This is a genomic window from Streptomyces lincolnensis (assembly GCF_001685355.1).
Lineage (GTDB): Bacteria > Actinomycetota > Actinomycetes > Streptomycetales > Streptomycetaceae > Streptomyces > Streptomyces lincolnensis.
In genome coordinates, this window is record NZ_CP016438.1 from 15275 (window position 1) to 33999 (window position 18725).

An 18725-nucleotide genomic window follows, 5' to 3' on the forward strand; every position below is an offset into this window, starting at 1 on the left:
TTCTGCTTCCTCGCAGGTGGGCGTAGAGCGGGCGGTGCTCCTGTGTCTCCCGGCCGCGGCTGCAGTCCGGAGTCGACGGTCAGAGGAGGCTCACGGAGAACCGCCTGGATCAGGCCTCTGAACAACCCGTCGACCATTGAAGTATGACCATAATTTCATCAGGGTGCAAGTGGTTGGGGCCGAACGAGATGCACTGCTGTGGAATCACGGGTTCCGCCGGGCTTCGCGGCACACAGCACAGCGCACCACCAGGGCAGGAGCGGCTCACCTGCGCCGGCGGCTGAGAGACTCTGGTCGTCACCGGCGAGTCGCGGACGTCCGGACCCGGACCGGGGACAGCCGACGATCTGTACAGCGGTCATGGCATCGATGCCCGGCGTGAGGACGACGCCTGGCTGCGCCCGGATTCCAGGACGAGGGCCGGCCGGAGTGCACACCGTGGACCACGACGACGCCCGCCACCGGTACGGCGCAACTCCCGCCTGAACCCGCAGCGCACCTAGTGCAGCGCTTGCGGCGCTCGTCGGCAACACCGTCGGCCTGACCGGGGAAGGCCGCTCCATGGCGACGCTGGAGCTCATGGGACGTCAGATCGCACTCCTCGACACCCTCCGGAAGCTCGACCGGCCCTTCGTCGTCCTGGTCCAGGGCAAGCCCTCGACCCTGCCCGCCCGGGCACTCGGCGCCGACGCCATCGTCCATGCCTTCACCCCGGGATGCAGGCGGCCGGGCGGTCGCCGAGCTCTTGCTCGGGCGCACCGAGCCGAGCGGGCGGCTGCCGGCCCACTGCCAACCAGGTCCGGGGGCAGCACGGCTGCAGATGCCCCGATCTGACACAGGATCCGCTGTTCGCCTTCGGCGAGGGTCTCAGCTGCACGGCGGTGCACGACTCGGACCCGACGGTCCAGAATCCGTTGTCACATCCACGGGGACGCTGCGGGCCGCGGTGCCGCTGACCAGGACGGGCCGCCGTCCCGCACGGGAGACTGCGCAGGCGTATGCCCGCGACCGCGTCACGAGCGTGACGTGGACCGATCGCGAATGAAGGCCTTCACCCATGTCGACGTCGAGCCGGGCGAATGGGTCGAGGTGATGATCCTCGTTCCCGCCGGTGACTGCACCCTCGTCGCCGCTCGGGACGCCGCGTCGTCGGACCGGGTGAGTTCGATCTCCTGCTCGGCAGCAGCTCACGCGTCGAGGACCTCCGCGCCGCCGCCTTCACCGTCGACCACCTGCACGGAGCGAGCGCTACGGCATCCCCTGGACGGGCCCGGCAACGCGGTGACGCCCGGTGCGTGTGATCGTTTCACTGTGAGCGCGCGGGACGGGACGCTTCACGGTCTCTTCGTGAGACCCGGCACCGAGACAAAATTGCGTGCCGCCGAAAGTCCCGTCGCCGGACACCGCCGACGACGGGAGCAGACCTGCGGACCCCTGCCCGCAGGACAGGCACGAGGTGACGGCAGGGGGACGACCAATAATGGGTGCCGCCTGCCGTGTCGGGGAGCGCTACGAGGTCACGTGCCGGTACGCACCGGCTGCCCAGGCTCGACGGTGATGACGGCCCAAGCCGTGCAAGGGCCGCCTCACGGCTGTGAGGCGGCCCTTGCACGAAGGCTGACCGGCCGTCGCCCGAGGTTCGGGATCGGCGGCGCGGTCGGCGTCTTCAGGCGGCGAGGAAGTCGGCCACCTGCTTGGTGAAGGCCCTGGCGTGCTGGAAGAGGAAGGCGTGGCCGGCGTCGCCGTAGAGGAGGAGAGTGGCGTCGGCCAGGTGCTGGACGGCGACGTAGGACGCGTGGGCGGGGACCATCACGTCGTGCAGGCCGTTGGCGTACAGGACGGGGTGCTTGATGGACTCCAGTTCGGCCTTGACCTCGTCGAAGGGGGCTGCCAGGAGCTGGCCGATCGCGGCGAGCATGCCCTGCGCCGCCGCCTCGGTGACCGCGGGGCCACCGGCGGCGAGCCGGGGCGCGACGTGGGCGAAGTGCTCGCGCCCCGAGGCGCGGGCCGCTTCCGTCTCCGGGTAGAACAGGTACAGCATGTCCTCCTGGTCGGCGTCGGGCTTGGCCATGATGCCCAGGACCTTCTCGCTCGCCTCCGGCGCACCGGGCACCCAGCCGGTCGGGCCGCTGCCCGCCACGATGATCTTGCGCACCAGCTCCGGGCGACGCGCGGCCAGGCGCTGGGCCACAAAGCCCCCCAGAGACCAGCCGAGCACGTCGGCCCGCGCGAGGCCGAGGGCCTCGATGAACTCGGCGGCGCCCTCGGCGAATCCGTCGAGGGAGTCGCGCGGCTCGCCGGTGGTGTAGCCGGTGCCGACGTTGTCGAACACGATCACGTCGTGGTCGGCGGCCAGGTAGTCCAGGAACTCCGGGTCCCACCAGTCGATGGTCGCCCGGAAACGCTGCAGCAGGACCAGCGGGACACCGCCCTGCGGACCCATGCGCCGGTAGGTGAAGGCCGCGGAGGGCCCCTCCACGGTGAGGTTCTCGGCCTTGTCTGCCAGATAGGTGCTCATGACGTCCTTCTCTTGTGGGCGGGTGCCCGTCATGTCTCGCGGGTCTGCTCACGCAGCACACCAAGACATGCCGGGTCTGCGGGGTCGCTGCCCTCGGCTGCCCCATGCGGCGAGCCAGGGTTGTGGATCAGGCCGACGGCCTGCTCGGATCACTCGGTCACCGGCTCGCTCCGATCACCCCGGAATCCACCGCGCCGAGCCGCAGGGCAATTAAATTATGTTCATAATATTAAGCAGAGGCGACTCTGGTGCGCAAGGGGGGTTCCCGTGGCGAGCGGAGCCCGCGGCCCGGCCGCGGAACCGCCTGCGGGCCGGCGGCGCAAGCGGTTCGGCGCGGGGGGAGCCGAGGGACGGCGACCCCGCCCCGCCCGCGAGAGCGCAGGAATTCAGGGTCATTGAATTACGTTCACAATACAATACATTGGAGGAGCCGACGGAGGGCGAGCGGCCCACCCGGCACGTAGAGGAGTTGCGGTGCGATACAGGAAAGAGCACAAGCAGGCCACCAGGCAGAGGATCATCGAGACGGCCGGCCGCCGCTTCAAGGAAGACGGCATCGACGGCTCGGGCATCACGGCGCTCATGAAGGACGCCGGGCTGACCAACGGCGCCTTCTACACCCACTTCACGTCCAAGGACGACCTGGTGGCCACCACGATCGCCGACCAGCTGCAGGCCCAGAACGCGAGCATCGTCGCGCACGCACAACCGGGCCGCGCCGGCCTCGAACAGATCGTGCGCTGGTACCTGTCCCCCTGGCACCGTGACAGCCGTGACGTCGGCTGCCCCTCCGCCGCCCTGCTCGACGAGATAGGGCGCTGCGCACACCCCACCAAGCAGGCTTACACCGAGGGCGTCCTGGCGGTCGCCGACGGCATCGCCGCGCGCCTGGCGCCGGGCGACCCGCTCTCGGTCCGCCCCATGGCACTCAGCTCCTACGCCATGATGGCCGGCACACTCCAGCTCTCACGGGCCCTCGCCGACCCGCAGCTCGCCGACCAAGTCCTCGACCAGGGCATCCACAACGCCCTCGCGCTCCTGGGCATCGAACACGAAGGGGGCACCAGGACGGTGCACTGACCGGCGTACACACAGGCACCGCGGCGGAGCGCGCGCCGCACCGCCCGCGCCGCGCCAACCCCTCACCTGCGGCGCGACACCCCTGCGGGAAAAGGCGTCCACCCGACACCCGGAGCCTGCACGCGGCCCCGCCCACCCGACACCCCTTCCCGCAGGGGCCTGAAGCCGCAACGGTCACAGAGCCCGGACGCGTCTGATCAATCTCCTGCCGGTGACGCTGTACGCATGACCGTCGGAGCGAGGGCATGAGGACGGCATCGACGACCGCCGCGATGCCGTCGTCGCCGACCTGCCGGTCGCGGACAAGCCCCCAGTGGAGCAGGAGAGCGAGGGCGGCGGAGACCGCGATCGGGTGACCTCCTGACGGATCGCCCTGGCGCGGGGGTAGTTCGCCGCGCTCCACCGCGTGCGCCAGCACACCCTCGACGGCCTGGTACAGGGAGTCGACATAGCGCTGCCTAACGAGGCTGCACAGTTCCGGCTCCCGGCGAGTCGTGTCGTGCAAGGCCGAGAGCAGGTCGACTCGAGAAGCGTCATGGCTCCACGTGGCGCGGGTCATCGTCGCGATGAGTTCCTCGCGGAGTCGGCCGGGTCCGGCCGACCAGGTCTGCGGTAATCGCCGTCTCGGCGTCGGTCATGCGGCGTCACAGTGCTGAGACGGCAGGCGGAGCGGCGACTGCCCGTCGGTCCTCCTCGTCAAGCCGATTGCTGGCAGGCCGAGGCCCACGCCGGACGCCGACGAGCCGACCAGCACGACGTCGCGCGTGCGCAGTTCCTCAATCTCTGCAGCGTCTACCGACTTCGGGCACCACGACGGGTAACCGCTCGGCACTCGGCACGACGCCGGAACAGACGTTCCCCTCACGCCGGCCGGCTGTATGCCATGACAACGACCGCGGCTACGTGGTCTCGCGCTGGATGAGCGCCAGGATGCCGCCCGCGTCAGGCCCGCTCGGCGCCGCCGGAGCCGGAGCCCCGACCGCCGCGAGGATGCCGGCGGTGAGATTGCCGGCCGCCGCGGTGAGGTCCATCCCGATGGTGGTCAGGGCCGGTACAGCGAGCGAGCCCACGGGGAGGTCGTCGACGCCGATCAGCGCCAGGTCGTCCGGGATGCCGATGTGCTGGGTGCGGCAGCTCGCCAGGACGGCGAGGGCGATCAGATCGTTGAATGCGGCGACAGCCGTGGCCGGAGTGGCGCCATGCGTCCACTCCACGACAGCGTTCCGGGCGCTGTCCCGTGAGTAGCGCATGCTGACCACCTGTGGAGCCGGCAGACCGAGATCACGGCAGGCCCGGGTGGCACCCTCCAGGCGGGGCAGACAGAAGGGCCGCTCTCGCGGGTCGTCCACGGCGGCGTAGCCGATGTGCCGGTGCCCGCGTGCCGCGAGATGCTCGATCTGCAGCCGCCCGATGTCCTCCTGGCTCAGCCCGGTCAGACCCGTGCCGCCCGGTGTGAACACGCCGTCGAGCAGAGGGATTTCCGCCCGGTGCAGCAACTGCGCGTCGGCGGCCGGCAGGCTGCCGAACGCGACGACCACCGCCGGCTGGACGTGCTGCCACAGCTCGGCCAGCGGCGTGGCCGTCCCGGCGTGGTGCAGGTACACGCAGGCATAGCCGGCCTCGCCCAGCGACCGGCCGAGGGCCAGTTTGAACTGCTCCATGGCCTCCGCGACGGGGAAATCCGGAACCACGCAGAGCACGACGTTGCTCTGGCCCTTGCGCAGCGCACGACCGGCCCCCGACGGCACGTAGCCGAGCCGGTTCGCCGTCTCCAGCACCCGTCGGCGCGTCTCCGCAGAGAGCCCGTGCTCGTCCCTGCCGTTGAGCACGAAGCTCACGGTGGTCTGGGAGACCCCGGCCTCCCGCGCCACATCCTTGCTGGTGACTCTCGGCAATGTCCCCTCCCCGAACCCCTTGCCACACTTTCAGACACAGGCTACGTTACGGCCACCAGGCGATCTAATACGTATTAGATCGCAGCTTCGGTCGCCGCAATGGCCCGTAGGGGACGGACGCCCCCGCACCTGATTTGCCCGAGCCGCCACCCCAACCGAGCACCGTCTACGTACGCCGAGGGGGTGGATCCACACGAAGAGAGATCTGTCATGGATGACACGATCCCCGTCAGCACCGACCCGACACCCGGCCGCGTTTCCAGCCCCGCCGATCCGGTTCGCCTTGGCCGCCTGCTTGCCTTCGTCTTCCCGGCGACCACCGCGATGTACGCCCTGTTCAACGGGATCGGTGTGATCCTGCTCCCCGCGCAGGTGGCCGACCTCGCGCCCGGCTCCAAGGTCGGTGTGCTGGCGCTGCTGACGACGCTGGGCGCGGTGGCCTCGATGCTCGCCCTTCCCGCCGGCGGAGCGCTGTCGGACCGTACGCGGTCCCGGTTCGGACGGCGCGCCCCCTGGCTGGTGGTGATGGCCGGGGTGTCCGGGCTGCTGACGATCGCCATGGGCCTGAGCACCGGACTGGCCGTCCTCGCGGTCCTGGTCCCGGTCCTGTGGTTCACCGCGAACTTCTACGGCGGGGCGATCTCGGCGATCCTGCCCGACCGGGTGCCCGTGGCCAGGCGTGGCATCGCCTCCGCGGTCATCGGTCTGGGTACGCCCGTCGGCATCCTCTTCGGCGTCAACCTGGCCGGCCGGGTCAGCCAGCTCTGGGCCTACACGGTTCTCGCGCTGGTGCTGTTCGTCACGACACTCGCGCTCGTCGCCGGTGCGCGCGAACCGTCCTCGCTCGACCTGGTGACGGAGAGACCGAAGCGACGGGGCAACGTGATCGCGGCCGTCCGGGCGTTCTTCCGCGCCTTCGGCCACCGGGACTTCACCCTGGCCTTCGCCAGCCGGTTCGGCCTGTTCCTGGCCTACTTCACGGTCTCCGGCTACCTCTTCTTCGCCGTGCAGGACTACGTCGGAGCCAAGAACGTCCCCGGCGGCAACGTCGCCCTCGCGGTGAGCACCCTCACGACGGTCTCGTTCGGCACCTGGATCGCCGTCGCCACACTCTGCGGCTGGCTCGCCGACAAGCTCGACCGGCGCAAGCTGTTCATCGCGATCAGCGCCATCGGCCTGGGCCTGTCCCAGGTCATACCGATCATCAGCCACAGCTGGAGCGCGATGCTCGCGTACTCCGCCGTCTCGGGCGCTTCGCTGGGCACGTACTTCGCGGTCGACCTCGCCGTCATGTCGCTGGTCCTGCCGGACAAGGAGAGCGAGGGGCGCGACTTCGCGATCCTCAACGTCGCCACCGGCCTGCCCCAGCTCGCGGCGCCCGCCATCGCCGGCTCACTCATCGGGCTCGGCGGCTACGGCTCACTGTTCCTCGTCAGCGGCGCGTCCGCCCTGGTCGCCGGAGCGCTGGCCATGGCCATCCGCTCGATCCGATAACCCCACGGAGCCCCCCCATGACCATGATCACCACACCCACCGGGGTGTCCCTCACCTACGGCACGTTCGGCGATCCCGACCACCCACCGCTGCTGCTGATCCAGGGCCTCGGCGCCCACATGCTCGGATGGCGCGCCGACTTCTGCAGGCAACTCGCCGACCAGGGCTTCCACGTCCTGCGCTTCGACAACCGGGACGTCGGCCTCTCGCAGAAGTTCCCGCAGGGCGGCTACACCCTGGCCGACCTGGCGAACGACACCGCGGGCCTGCTCACCGCGCTCGGCATTCCCTCGGCGCACATCGTCGGACAGTCGATGGGCGGCATGGTCGCCCAGCAACTCGCCCTCGACCACCCCACACGTGTACTGACCCTGGCCCTTGTCTACACGGCGCCCAGCACGGACTTCCTCGCCGGACGCGACCTGGTCGACGAGCGGACGCACCGCCCCCGGGCCCGCAACCGCGACGAGGCGATCACGCTCTACCTGGACAACGAAGCGGTGTGCGCCTCACCCGGATACCCCCAGGACATCACGTGGCTGCGCGAGCTCGGCGGCCAGATGTACGACCGGGACCACGACCCAGACGGCATCGAGCGTCAGCTGGAATCGCTCGACAACTCCCCGGACCGAACGCCGCGCCTGCACCACATCACGGTGCCCACCACGATCCTGCACGGCGACGGCGACCGCCTGATCAGCGCCGACGCCTCCAAACTCATGCACGAACTGATCGCGGACTCGAAGCTGACCATCTACCCCGGCATGGGCCATGAGCTTCCCCGGCCGCTCTGGCCACAGATCATCACGCAGATCCGGGACAACGCGGTACGAGGGAGTGCCTGACATGACCGCAGTACAGGTGAACGGCCACGTCTCCAGCGGCTTCGAACCGATCGCCGACGCCTTCACCGACAACTTCCGCCACCGCGGCGACACGGCCGCTTCCTGTGTGGTGTACGCCCAGGGCGCGCCGGTGGTCGACATCTGGGCCGGGCGGACCGCCCGGGGCGCCTGGACGCCCGAGGCCCGCACCGTGGTGTTCTCGGTCAGCAAGGGCGTCACCACCGTCTGTCTGCTGATGGCCGCCGAGCGCGGACTGATCGAACTCGACGCCCCGGTGGCGAAGTACTGGCCGGAGTTCGCCGAGAACGGCAAGGAGACGACGACGGTACGGCAGCTCCTCGCACACAGGGCCGGCCTGGCGGCGCCCGAGGCGGACCTGACGTGGGAGGACCTGCGCGCCTGGACGCCGGTCGCGGACACCCTGGCCCGGCAGAGGCCGGCCTGGACCCCCGGGACGGCGTACACCTACCACGCGCTCACCTTCGGCTGGCTGGCCGGCGAGGTACTGCGCCGGGCCACGGGGCTGCGCCCGGCCCAGTGGCTGCGCCAGCACGTGGCCGATCCCCTGGACCTGACGATGACGTTCGGCGCCGACCCCACCTCCGCCGACTTCCACCCCCTGGCGGACCCGCTGCCCAGCACCGACCCCGAGGCTGCCGCGATAATGGCCACAGCTTTCGCCGAACCGATGATCGAACGCTCCATCAGCCTGGGCGGTGTCGTCGACCCCGCCCGCATCATCCAGGCCGCCAACGAAGAACCATGGCTGTCGGCGGAGATACCGGCCGGCAATCTCGTGACCGACGCCCGCAGCCTTGCCCGGCTCTACGCGGCCACGGTGGGCGAGGTCGACGGGATCAGGCTGCTGGGCCCGGACACCGTCCGCGATGCCCTCGTGGTGCGCTCCGAGGGCCACCCGTTCGTGGGCCCCGACATGAGCAGCGGTTGGGGCACCGGCTTCATGACCAGCTCCGGCCACCGTCCGATGATCGGTCCCGGCAGCTTCGGCCACGACGGCCTGGGCGGCTGCCTCGCCTTCGCGCACCTGGAGCCCGAGATCGCCTTCGCCTACCAGACCGCACAGCCCGGGGGACCCCCCGACGACCGCGCCAACACGCTCAGCCACGCGCTGCGTGCTTGCCTGTGACGCCCGCCACCGCCACCCCACGCCCGAACCACTCCAGCGAAGAACCAGAAACCAGGTCATGACCACGACACTGCCACGTCCCACCGCTCCGACGCCCCCGAACCCGGCCACCCGCGCGGCGAACCGGCTCCTGACCCGCCTGCTGCGGCTGCCGGGCACCCGGCACGGCTACCGGGTCGAGCGGAACATCCCGACCCCCGCGCGCGACGGCGCCGTCCTGATGACGGACCACTACGCCCCCGTCACCGACCGGCCCAAGGGCACCGTCCTCGTGCGCACACCGTACGGACGCGGGTTTCCCAGCAACCTGGAGGCGAGGGTCTACGCCGACCGTGGCTATCACGTCGTACTGCAGAGCTGCCGCGGCACGTTCGGCTCCACGGGAGACTTCTACCCCATGGCGAACGAAGCCGACGACGCCCAGGACGCGGTGGCCTGGCTGCGCACCCAGCCGTGGTTCGACGGACGGCTCGCGACCGCCGGGGCGTCCTATGTGGGCTGGACCCAGTGGGCGCTGCTGATGGACCCGCCCCCCGAACTGCGCGCCTGTCTGATCGCCGTGGCCCCGCACGACATGCACGACGCGGCCCACGGAAGCGGAGCGTTCCGTCTGGGGGACTTCCTGTCCTTCGCGGAGATGGTGGTCAACCAGGAGCGATTCACCGGGCTGCGGGCCATGCCCCGGATGCTCACCCTGAACCGGCGGCTGGCCCCGGTCTTCGGCGCCCTCCCGCTGGCCGACGCGGCCGACCAGGCGACCGGGCACCGTGCGGCGTGGTTCCGGGAATGGCTGACCACTCCGGAGCGCGACGACCCGGTGTGGGACCGGCTCAAACTCGGCGACGCCCTTGAGCGGGTGGACGTCCCGGTGCGGCTCACCGCCGGCTGGCAGGACCTCTTCCTCGACCAGACCCTGCACCAGTACCAGGCGCTGCGTACCCGCGGGGTCGATGTCTCGATCACCGTCGGCCCTTGGACCCACCAGGAACTGGGCCAGAAGGGCATGGGACGTCTGGTCCGCGGCAATCTTGAATGGCTGGAGATTCACCTCGCCGACGAAGCGCCGACCCGGCTGCGGTCCGCACCCTCCGTGGAGGTGTACGTCACCGGGCAGGGCGCCTGGCGGCACTTGGACCAGTGGCCACCAGTGACAAGCGCGACCGTGCGCTATCTGCAGCCGGGCGGCAAGCTCGTGGCCGACAAGCCGGGCGAGGGCACTCCGTCCACCTATCTCTACGACCCGGCGAACCCCACACCCGCTCTCGGTGGCCCGCTGCTCACCCTCGACGCCGGAAGCAAGGACAACGCGAAACTGGAGAGCCGCTCCGACGTGCTCACCTTCACCACCGACCCGCTGACCGCGCCGCTGGAGATCATAGGAACCCCCGTCGTCGAACTGGCACACACCAGGAACAACCCGCACGCCGACGTCTTCGTACGGCTCTGCGACGTCGACCCCAAGGGCGTGTCCCGCAACGTCGCCGAAGGACTCCTGCGCCTGGACCCCGCCTCGCCGCTCGACCAGGTGCAGACCGTGCGGGTGCGGCTGGACGCCTGCGCACACCAGGTCAAGACCGGACACCAGGTGCGTCTGCTGATCGCCGGTGGCTCCCACCCGCGGTACGCACGCAGCGAGGGCACCGGTGCGGCGCCCGGCACCGGAACCGAGTTGCGGCCCTGCACGCACACCGTCCATCACGACAGCGGCGCGGTCTCCCGCGTGATCCTGCCGACACCGACCGGCTGAGGGCCGGGTGCCCGGTCGAAGTCGATCCGGGAGGGCGCACCCCTTATCCGGGTGCGCCCTGCCCCGCGCTGAGTCCGTCCAGCAAGACGTCCCCGAATTCGAGCATCGCCGACGGTCAGGCCGGTGCTCTCCAGAAGGGCTCCGGACTGGACCGCGTCAATGGTCACCGCCACGACCTGGGCGGCGAACTGCCCGTTGGGCGCCCGGAAGACGCCGGTCGATCATTTGGTGGACCCGGTGCGCGGCGGCGGAGTTCTTGCGATAGATCTGCACGGTCGGTTCGTAACCGACCATGTCGTCGTAGAAGGCGTTGGAGTGGCGGCGCATGGCCGTGCCGACGCCGGCAAGGCAGACCCGGATGCGCTGCCGGGGGTCGGGCTCGGCCTGGATGGCCTCCTCGATCTCGGCTGTCGCATCCCGGAAGAAGGCCGGCGTGACCGCCAGCACCAGCTGCTCCGTGGCGGAAGCCAGGCTGTGACAGGACCAGAGGGACTCCTGCCTGAGACGCTGCGTCTGCTTCGCGACGCTCGCGGATGATGATCTTTTCAGGTCACGCGCTGTTTGCGGGTAGCTCTGAGCAGCACCGCCACAGAATTTCGTCGATCACTTGTCGATGCTCGCGCCACCGAGCGCAATGCCGTGGCGGACATGGGGCGTCGGGCGCTGGAGGTCGGGCCGGCCGACCGATGCCTGCTGATCCTGCCGCTCTTCCACGTCAACGGCATCCCGAGATCTTCTTCGACGTCGTCGAGCGCGAGCGATCGCCCCGCACCAAAGGATCAGGGCCCTCGGAAGCTCGAGGGCGCGAAGCCGTCCGAGCCCCAACGGGCCCTGTTGCCGCTGCGGCGAGCATCCCCCTACATGTTGATCATGTGGCCGGCCAGGCCGTGGACGGCTTCCTTGACCGCCTCGCCCAGGGTGGGGTGGGCGTGGACGTTGCGGGCGACCTCGTGGACCGTGAGGTCCCACTGCTGGGCCAGGGTCAGCTCCGGGAGCAGCTCGGTGACGTCGGGGCCGATGAGGTGGCCGCCGAGGAGTTCGCCGTACTTGGCGTCGCTGATCAGCTTCACGAAACCGGTCGCGTCACCCAGGCCGTGGGCCTTGGCGTTCGCGGTGAACGGGAACTTGGCGACCTGGACGTCGAAGCCCTCCTCCCTCGCCTGCGCCTCGGTGTAGCCGAAGCTGGCGATCTGCGGCTGGCAGAAGGTGGACCGCGGGATCATCACGTAGTCCAACTCCATGGTCTCCGCGTCCGCGATCGTCTCGGCCGCGACCACACCCATCGCCTCGGCGGCATGCGCCAGCATCAGCTTCGCGGTGACGTCGCCGATGGCGTAGATGTGCGGCACCGAGGTACGACAGCGGCCGTCGACATCGATCGCGCCGCGCTCGGTGACGCGCACGCCGGTGTTCTCCAGGCCGTATCCGGTGACGTTCGGCGCGAAGCCGATCGCCTGCAACACCTTGTCCGCCTGAAGGACCTGCTGGGCGCCGTCCGTGCCGGTGACCGTGACACGGACCTGCGGACCCGACTCGTCGATCGACTCGACGCGGGTCGAGGTGAGCACATCGATGCCCAACCGGCGGTACTGCTTGGCCAGTTCGGCGGACACCTCCGTGTCCTCCAGCGGGGCGATCCGGTCCAGGAACTCGACGATCGTCACCTGCACACCGTAGTTGTGCAGCACGTAGGCGAACTCGATGCCGATGGCTCCGGCGCCCGCGATGACGATCGACTGCGGCAGGTCCTCGGCGAGGATCTGCTCCTCGAAGGTCACCACGCGCGACGTACGGCGGGTGCCGGGCAACAGCCTGGGGCTCGCCCCGGCGGCGATGACGCAGTGATCGAAGCCGATGGTGCGGGTGTTGCCGTCGTAGTCGGCCACCTGGAGCGTGTGCGGGTCGAGGAACGTGCCGCGACCGCTGATCTCCGTGATCTTGTTCTTCTTCATCAGGTAGTGGACGCCCTTGACCCGGCCGTCCGCGACCTTCCGGCTGCGGCGGAAGGCCTCCCCGTAGTCGAAGGAGACCTCACCCTCGACCTTGATACCGAAGGTCTTCGCCTCGCGCGTGAAGAGGTGCGCGAGTTCGGCGTTGCGCAGCAGGGCCTTGGTGGGGATACAGCCCACGTTCAGACAGACGCCGCCCCAGTACTTCTCCTCGACGACCGCGACACGCTTACCCAGTTGGGCGGCCCGGATGGCGGCCACATACCCGCCGGGGCCCGCGCCGAGTACGACGACGTCGAAGCGCTCACCCTGCTCGTCCATGGACGGCTTCCTTTCCACTGGGACGGCCCGCCCCCGCAAGGGGCGGACACACACCCGATCGAACACCCTGTTCATCAACACGCCGGCGGCGGCATCCGCCACCTCCTGCCGTGGGGAAACGGTGGAGGCGACCGTATGGTCCGCCATCTCGGCAGCGGCTTCCCGACGTCGGCTTCAGCGTCGCGGCGCGGTGATCCATGCCCGCTCAGTCATCATCGACGGCGGGCCGGCGCCCCGTCGACTTCGTGTACTCCGGCCTCGGCGGCACCGAGCCTGAGAGTGTCGAGGCCGAAGGCGGCGACCGGGCCGTGCGCACCGGGCTTGAGGACGGCGTCCGGCTGTGCCGCGTGGGCGGCGGCCCATGCCAGGAGGGATCCCGTCATCTCGTACGGATCAGGTCCGGTGAGGGCACTCGCGGCCAGCGGTCGGCCCCGGCTGTCGCGGGCGACCGCGATCACCAGGGACCGGCCGTCGGGGTCCGGCTCGCGCTGGGATCCCGGGAGTCGCTCGGACCACCGCTCCAGGGCGGCCCGCGCCTTCGCCGAGCGCAGCAAGGGTGCCTGGATCGTGGCGGCGATCTGCACCGGGCGCGTCCACCGTCCGAACCACCCGAGGCCCACCTCGACGCTCTCCAACTGGGGAAAGACCTCCGGCAGTCCGAGATGCTCCGTGCCCGGGACGGTCATGGCCGTACGTTTCACGCCGCCGTAGTGGAAGGTACGCACCCGCTTGCCGACCCGCTCGTCGACCACACGGGCGGTGGACCAGGGGCGCGGGCTGCGGTAGGCGAACCCGTCCTCGGCCGCCGCAGCGACCAGCGTCCGACGTGTGCCTGGCGTGGTCAGGGTGTACGCGTCGCGCAGGGTGCTCCGGTGGAGCAGCTCGTCGCCCTGCCCGGCACGGGTGATGAAGTAGCCGGCCTCCACGTGGCGTGCCCGCTCGCCCGCCCGCGTCAGGGCGAGCGCGCCGGCGAGGTTGCCCGGCACGTAGTCGTAGCCGAACGCGGGCACAAGGGTCGCTCCCCGGACGGTGGCGACGGCGTCCAGCTCAAGGAGGACGCGGCGGGCGAAGGTCCCCTCCCCCGTCGAGTCGAAGTAGTGGGCCCCCGCCCGCGCGGCAGCCGTGACCGCGGCCATGCCGAGCCGCATGAACGGGCCGATCGTGGAGACGACGACATCGCTGGGCTCCACGAGGCGCGTGAGGTCGGCCGTCGAGGTGACGTCGACCTCGGCCACCGGCAGGTCCGCCTCGAAACGGTCGGCCAGGGCCAGCATCCTGGTCCGGCTCCGCCCGACCAAGGTCGGCTTCTCCCCTCGCGCGAGCAGTTCCCGGAGCACGCGCTGCCCGGTGCACCCCGTCGCACCCAGCAACACGATCCTGCGCTTTTCCACGGCTCCGCCTGCCTTCCGGAGGGGCACTGTCAACGACTACTGACCCTTGTCATCCGGCGGGTACGCGTCTGCGGCGCGGACGAATGCGCCCTGCGCTTCGTGGACCGCTCCCCCGCCCGCAACCGCCGCTGGTGCTCCATGTCCCGCTGCGCCAACCGCACAAAGGTCCGCCTCCACCAGGCCCGGGCCAGACAAAGTGAGCACACGCCAGCAGACTGAGCCCCAAGAACTCCTGGCACCACCGCGGTCAGTTCACTCGGCGGCCCTCAGACGAAAGGCGGGGCCGGGGACGCTCTCGATGTCTTGCGGCTGTACGGCGTGGCCCCGGTCGCAGCGGATCCGGGCGTCGACGTGCGCGCCGCATCCACGGTGCCTGGACAGCATGGCGGGGCCCTCCGGGTCGGCGCGGTAGCGGTCGCCCCACTGCAGGAGCCCCATCACGGCCGGGACCAGATCCACACCCTTGGGGGTGATCACGTACTTCGGACGGCTCCGCGAGCCCGGCTCCTTGTAGGTCTCGACGGCCAGGATCCCTTCCTCCACGAGCATCCGAAGCCGCGCCGCGAGGAGGTTGCGAGGACAGCCGAGGACGCGTTCGAACTCGCCGAAACGGGACGAGCCGTACCAGACCTCGCGCAGGATCAGGATCGTCCACTTCTCGCCCACGACCTCAAGGGTCCGGGCGATCGAGCAGTTCGACGCGTCCCGGTCGAGACGGGGGTCCACGCCGGCGTCCTGCAGAGCTTCGGTCGTTGCATCCATGGGGCGATTCTAACCTCACCTGAGTTTACTTTTCTATACTCAACAAGTAGTGTCATGGTCGGCACATCAACCCGGCCGCACGCGAGAAACGGGCACAGGGGGACCTGCCGGAAGAATCGCATCAACCACCCGGACACCCACAGGAAGGCCGCCGGCATGAAGGCGTTCGTCGTCGAGAAGTACGGCAAGGACGGCGTACGCGCCGCAGAGGTACCCGAGCCCACCGTCGGAGACCGCGACGTCCTGGTCAAAGTGAGCGCCGCCGGCATCAACCCGCTGGACAAGATGGTCCGCAACGGGGAGTTCAAGCAGCTGCTGAAGTACAAGCTTCCGTTCGTACTCGGCCACGACGTGGCGGGCGTGGTGACGCGGGTCGGTTCCGCCGTACGCGGCTTCGAGGTCGGCGACGAGGTCTACGCCCGTCCGCGCGACCTGCGGGTGGGAGGCTTCGCGGAGTTCATCGCGATCGACGCGGACGACGTCGCGCCCAAGCCGGCCTCACTCTCCCTGGAAGAGGCAGCCGCGGTGCCGCTGGTGGCCCTGACCGCCTGGCAGATCCTCGTCGAGCGGGCGCACGTGCAGCCGGGGCAGAAGGTGCTCATCCACGCCGGAGCCGGCGGCCTCGGGTCGACGGTCATCCAGCTCGCCAAGCACCTCGGCGCCACGGTGGCGACGACCGCGAACACCAGGTCCGAGGAGTTGGTCAGGAGCCTCGGCGCCGACGTCGTCGTCGACTACGCGAAGGAAGACTTCTCCAAGGTGCTCTCCGGCTACGACCTGGTGCTGGACTCCGTGGGCGGGGCGAACCTCGAGAAGTCGCTGACCGTGCTGAAGCCCGGCGGCCTGGCCATCAGTGTCGTCGGCCCGCCCGACGCCGCCTTCGCCAAGCAGCTTGGCGCCCCCTCCGTCCTGGGCCTGGTCATGAACACCCTCAGCCGCAAGATCCGCAAGCGGGCCAAGGCGCTGGGCGTGCGCTACGAGTTCTTCTTCATGCAGGCCAACGGCTCCCAGCTGCGCAAGCTCGGCGCCCTCTACGACAGCGGGAAACTCCGTCCGGTCATCGACAGCACCTTCCCCTTCGACCAGACCCTCGAGGCGATGGCGTACGTCGAGCAGGGCCGAACCAAGGCCGGCAAGGTCGTGGTCTCCATCGCGCCCGACAACGACTGAGACGCCGCCGACAGCGGCCCCTCGGTTCCGGCACGGTCATCAGAGGACGACCCCGTTGGCGGTCCGCATCGCAACCATGTCGCGGAGAGCCGCAGTTGCAGGGGGTCGGGTCATTCGGCACGCCGTATGACCGCAGCACAGCGCGGCGCGCGGCTTTGGATGCCCGCGCGAACTGTGCCCTGCCGCCCCAAATCCCGGTAGACCGTTCCTCGCCACCACTCGGTCCAGAACGCGCGCAACCGCGACACCGGCGGCACGCTGTCGCCGTGGTCGATGAGATCCGGCTCTGTACGGACGCGGTCAGACCGCTCCCATCAGCGGCAAACCGGCTGTCATGGACAGTATGGCTGCCGCGTGGCTCCCGGCCCGGTCGAACATCTGCCGCGGCAGTCTGCGAGGCCATGCGTTCCCGTTTCGTTGACGCGCGGCCCTTCTGCCCCTCCCCTCGCGCAAGGCGATGTCCTGCTCACGGCGGACGTGTTCAGGACGGCAGCGTCCGTCCGCCGAGCGAGGCACGTTGCCAGGTGGGAGTGCGGTCCTTGTCGACCAGGGCGGCACGGGGGCCCTCCAGGAAGTCCGGCGTGCGGATGATCGTGCGCGTGAGGGCGAGTTCGGCCTCCAGGCACTCGCGCAACGTGCACTGTCTGCCTCGGGCCAGCAGGCGTGGGTGATCTCCAGGCTCTGCGGCGAGGCGGACTCCAGGGCGCCCAACGCGGCTGCCGCCCAAGGGGTGTCGAGGTGACGCAGGCGTTTGTCGATCTCGCCGAGGGTCGACGCGCCGAACGCCCAGTCCACGTCCCCGCGAACCTCCGCCAGCCTGCTCTCCGCCACCGGGGAACGGCCGGCGAGACGGTTCAGGACGGCGTCCACCGGCTCATCGGGGCTGTCGGCCAGGACGTCCCCCGCCGTGTCCAGCAGGTCCGCGGGAACGAAATGCGTGGCCAGCCCCGCGTACAAGACATCGGCCGCGTCGATCCTCTGCCCGGTCAGCCCCAGGTACATGCCGATCGCACCGGGCAGCCTCGGCAGAAAGTAGCTCGCCCCGATGTCCGGGAAGAACCCGATCCCGGTCTCGGGCATCGCCAGCACCGCGCGTTCAGTGACGACACGGAAGCCACCATGGACCGACAGCGTCCGGTTTCGATCCTGCTCTCGTCATCGGCGTTCCCTCCAGCAGCCGCCTTGCGACCGAGCACCTCACCGACTGCACGACCTCGCACTGGATCAGAGCGGACCACGTCTCACCCCCGGCCTCCAGGCCCGGGGCGATTGCGCCGTTGGACGTCCCCGGTCGAGATGGGGACCATCTCCGATGCCCTGAAGGGCTTCCTCGCATCCATGAGGCTGACATCAGCATCTGAGTTTACTTTTCAATACTCAGTCAGTAGCGTCATGACCGGCACATCGACCCGTCTGCCGCAGGGGAACCCGGCACGGCACCCGCCCGAGAAGGAGCACCACCATGGGAGTAAGCCCCCAGGCACACGAGTTCGCTGAGTTCCTCGCGGGCGTGAGCGCGAAGTCGTCGACACCCGGCCTCGACCTGGCCGTCGTCCGCGACATCGTCGACTCCAACCACAAGGCGTCGACCGAGCCGGAAGGCGTCACCTACGCCGAAGTGGACGCGGGCGGCGTTCCCGCCCTGTGGGCCATCCCCGAGGGTGCCGATCCCGACCGCGCGCTGCTGCACTTCCACTTCGGTGGATCCGTCACCGCCTCCATGCACTCCGACCGCAAGGCCGCGGGACACATCGCGAAGGCGGCCGGCGCCCGTTCACTGGTCGTGGACTTCCGCCTGGCACCCGAACACCCCTATCCGGCTCAGCTCGACGACGCCGAGACCGCCTACCGGTGGCTGCTCTCGCAGGGCTACGAGCCGCAGAACATCGGCAGCACCGGCCACTCCATCGGCGCCACCCTGGCGGTGATGCTGCCGCTGCGCCTGCTCGCCAAGGGCGAGACCACCCCCGGCGCGATCGTCAGCGTCTCCCCCTGGACCGACCTCACGCTTGAGAACCCGGCAGTGGACGCCAACGAGACCAACGACAAGATGCTCAGCCGCGCCACGCTGGAGCTCTTTAGGGGCGCCTGGCTGCAGGACCCCGCCGTGGACCTCACATCCCCCGAGATCAGCCTCGTGAACGCCGACCTGACCGGCCTGCCGCCCACGCTCGTCCACTACGGCGAGTACGAGACCCTCGCCGACGACGGTGCGCAGCTCGGCCGCCGCCTCGCGGACTTCAAGGTCACCACCGAGACCCACGCGATGCCCGAAGGGCAGCATTCGTTCGTCCTGGGCGCGGGCCGCGTGCCCGAGGTGGACCAGGCCATCGGGCAGATGGGCCAGTGGCTCCGCGAGCACCTCGGCGCGTGAGCGAAAGCCGCGCCGACGTCAGGTCTGCCCGC

At 69.9% G+C, this 18725-nt stretch carries 14 protein-coding genes and 2 pseudogenes; 8 read left to right on the top strand and 8 right to left on the bottom strand.

Annotated features, from left to right (window positions below; genetic code table 11):
- Nucleotides 1-1666 precede the first annotated feature (1666 nt).
- Nucleotides 1667-2518 (bottom strand): alpha/beta fold hydrolase, encoded by an 852-nt coding sequence (locus SLINC_RS00085; protein ID WP_067424999.1) that lies wholly within the window; start codon nt 2516-2518, stop codon nt 1667-1669.
- Nucleotides 2519-2992: 474 nt separating this feature from the next.
- Between SLINC_RS00085 and SLINC_RS00090 the strand changes: the two genes are divergently transcribed.
- Nucleotides 2993-3598, top strand: a complete 606-nt coding sequence (locus SLINC_RS00090) for a TetR/AcrR family transcriptional regulator (RefSeq protein ID WP_067425001.1) — start codon at nt 2993-2995, stop codon at nt 3596-3598.
- 262 nt (nt 3599-3860) lie between these two features.
- Here the strand turns inward: SLINC_RS00090 and SLINC_RS50320 are convergent.
- Together SLINC_RS50320 and SLINC_RS00095 are read right to left on the bottom strand one after the other, a co-directional pair.
- Nucleotides 3861-4175: pseudogene (locus tag SLINC_RS50320) on the bottom strand (TetR/AcrR family transcriptional regulator C-terminal ligand-binding domain-containing protein); the annotation flags it as partial.
- A gap of 322 nt (nt 4176-4497) precedes the next feature.
- Nucleotides 4498-5493, bottom strand: a complete 996-nt coding sequence (locus tag SLINC_RS00095) for a LacI family DNA-binding transcriptional regulator (protein ID WP_067425004.1) — start codon at nt 5491-5493, stop codon at nt 4498-4500.
- 210 nt (nt 5494-5703) lie between these two features.
- Here SLINC_RS00095 and SLINC_RS00100 point away from each other — a divergent pair, with 210 nt between their 5' ends.
- From SLINC_RS00100 to SLINC_RS00115, 4 genes are read left to right on the top strand one after another with little or no spacing between them, the layout of a single operon-like run.
- Entirely contained in the window at nt 5704-6987 is a 1284-nt protein-coding gene (locus SLINC_RS00100) for an MFS transporter (RefSeq protein WP_067425007.1), read from the top strand.
- 17 nt (nt 6988-7004) lie between these two features.
- The gene (locus SLINC_RS00105) at nt 7005-7832 is read left to right on the top strand and encodes an alpha/beta fold hydrolase (RefSeq protein ID WP_067425010.1); all 828 of its coding nucleotides are present in this window, start codon (nt 7005-7007) and stop codon (nt 7830-7832) included.
- Between the two features lies 1 nt (nt 7833).
- Nucleotides 7834-8979 (top strand): serine hydrolase domain-containing protein, encoded by a 1146-nt coding sequence (locus SLINC_RS00110; RefSeq protein WP_067425021.1) that lies wholly within the window; start codon nt 7834-7836, stop codon nt 8977-8979.
- 58 nt (nt 8980-9037) lie between these two features.
- Complete coding sequence (locus tag SLINC_RS00115; protein WP_067425024.1) at nt 9038-10726, top strand: CocE/NonD family hydrolase; 1689 nt, start codon at nt 9038-9040, stop codon at nt 10724-10726.
- Nucleotides 10727-10882: 156 nt separating this feature from the next.
- Here SLINC_RS00115 and SLINC_RS00120 read toward each other — a convergent pair whose 3' ends face one another.
- The 3 genes from SLINC_RS00120 to SLINC_RS00130 form a co-directional block, all read right to left on the bottom strand.
- Nucleotides 10883-11173 (bottom strand): hypothetical protein, encoded by a 291-nt coding sequence (locus tag SLINC_RS00120; protein WP_225988184.1) that lies wholly within the window; start codon nt 11171-11173, stop codon nt 10883-10885.
- Between the two features lie 410 nt (nt 11174-11583).
- Entirely contained in the window at nt 11584-12996 is a 1413-nt protein-coding gene (gene lpdA / locus SLINC_RS00125) for a dihydrolipoyl dehydrogenase (protein ID WP_067425029.1), read from the bottom strand.
- Nucleotides 12997-13208: 212 nt separating this feature from the next.
- On the bottom strand, nt 13209-14387 hold the full coding sequence (locus SLINC_RS00130; RefSeq protein ID WP_067425033.1) for a saccharopine dehydrogenase NADP-binding domain-containing protein: 1179 nt from the start codon (nt 14385-14387) through the stop codon (nt 13209-13211).
- Between the two features lie 51 nt (nt 14388-14438).
- Here SLINC_RS00130 and SLINC_RS45465 point away from each other — a divergent pair, with 51 nt between their 5' ends.
- The gene (locus SLINC_RS45465) at nt 14439-14606 is read left to right on the top strand and encodes a CGNR zinc finger domain-containing protein (protein ID WP_375141514.1); all 168 of its coding nucleotides are present in this window, start codon (nt 14439-14441) and stop codon (nt 14604-14606) included.
- 33 nt (nt 14607-14639) lie between these two features.
- On the opposite strand, the gene SLINC_RS00135 is transcribed toward SLINC_RS45465, so the two are convergent.
- Nucleotides 14640-15149, bottom strand: a complete 510-nt coding sequence (locus SLINC_RS00135) for a winged helix-turn-helix transcriptional regulator (protein ID WP_225988185.1) — start codon at nt 15147-15149, stop codon at nt 14640-14642.
- Between the two features lie 156 nt (nt 15150-15305).
- On the opposite strand from SLINC_RS00135, the gene SLINC_RS00140 reads away from it, so the two are divergent.
- Nucleotides 15306-16319, top strand: coding sequence for an NADP-dependent oxidoreductase (locus SLINC_RS00140; RefSeq protein ID WP_067425037.1), 1014 nt, complete (start codon nt 15306-15308; stop codon nt 16317-16319).
- Between the two features lie 481 nt (nt 16320-16800).
- Here SLINC_RS00140 and SLINC_RS50325 read toward each other — a convergent pair.
- Nucleotides 16801-17450, bottom strand: a pseudogene (locus tag SLINC_RS50325) (enoyl-CoA hydratase/isomerase family protein).
- A 331-nt stretch (nt 17451-17781) separates the two neighbouring features.
- On the opposite strand from SLINC_RS50325, the gene SLINC_RS00150 reads away from it, so the two are divergent.
- Entirely contained in the window at nt 17782-18693 is a 912-nt protein-coding gene (locus tag SLINC_RS00150) for an alpha/beta hydrolase (protein WP_067425046.1), read from the top strand.
- Nucleotides 18694-18725: the final 32 nt, after the last annotated feature.

Coding starts and splice junctions, on each gene's coding strand:
- SLINC_RS00115 (WP_067425024.1), top strand. CDS start 9,038: ATGACCACGACACTGCCACGTCCCACCGCTCCGACGCCCCCGAACCCG.
- lpdA (WP_067425029.1), bottom strand. CDS start 12,996: ATGGACGAGCAGGGTGAGCGCTTCGACGTCGTCGTACTCGGCGCGGGC.
- SLINC_RS00135 (WP_225988185.1), bottom strand. CDS start 15,149: ATGGATGCAACGACCGAAGCTCTGCAGGACGCCGGCGTGGACCCCCGT.
- SLINC_RS00085 (WP_067424999.1), bottom strand. CDS start 2,518: ATGAGCACCTATCTGGCAGACAAGGCCGAGAACCTCACCGTGGAGGGG.
- SLINC_RS00150 (WP_067425046.1), top strand. CDS start 17,782: ATGGGAGTAAGCCCCCAGGCACACGAGTTCGCTGAGTTCCTCGCGGGC.
- SLINC_RS00110 (WP_067425021.1), top strand. CDS start 7,834: ATGACCGCAGTACAGGTGAACGGCCACGTCTCCAGCGGCTTCGAACCG.
- SLINC_RS00140 (WP_067425037.1), top strand. CDS start 15,306: ATGAAGGCGTTCGTCGTCGAGAAGTACGGCAAGGACGGCGTACGCGCC.
- SLINC_RS00100 (WP_067425007.1), top strand. CDS start 5,704: ATGGATGACACGATCCCCGTCAGCACCGACCCGACACCCGGCCGCGTT.
- SLINC_RS00105 (WP_067425010.1), top strand. CDS start 7,005: ATGACCATGATCACCACACCCACCGGGGTGTCCCTCACCTACGGCACG.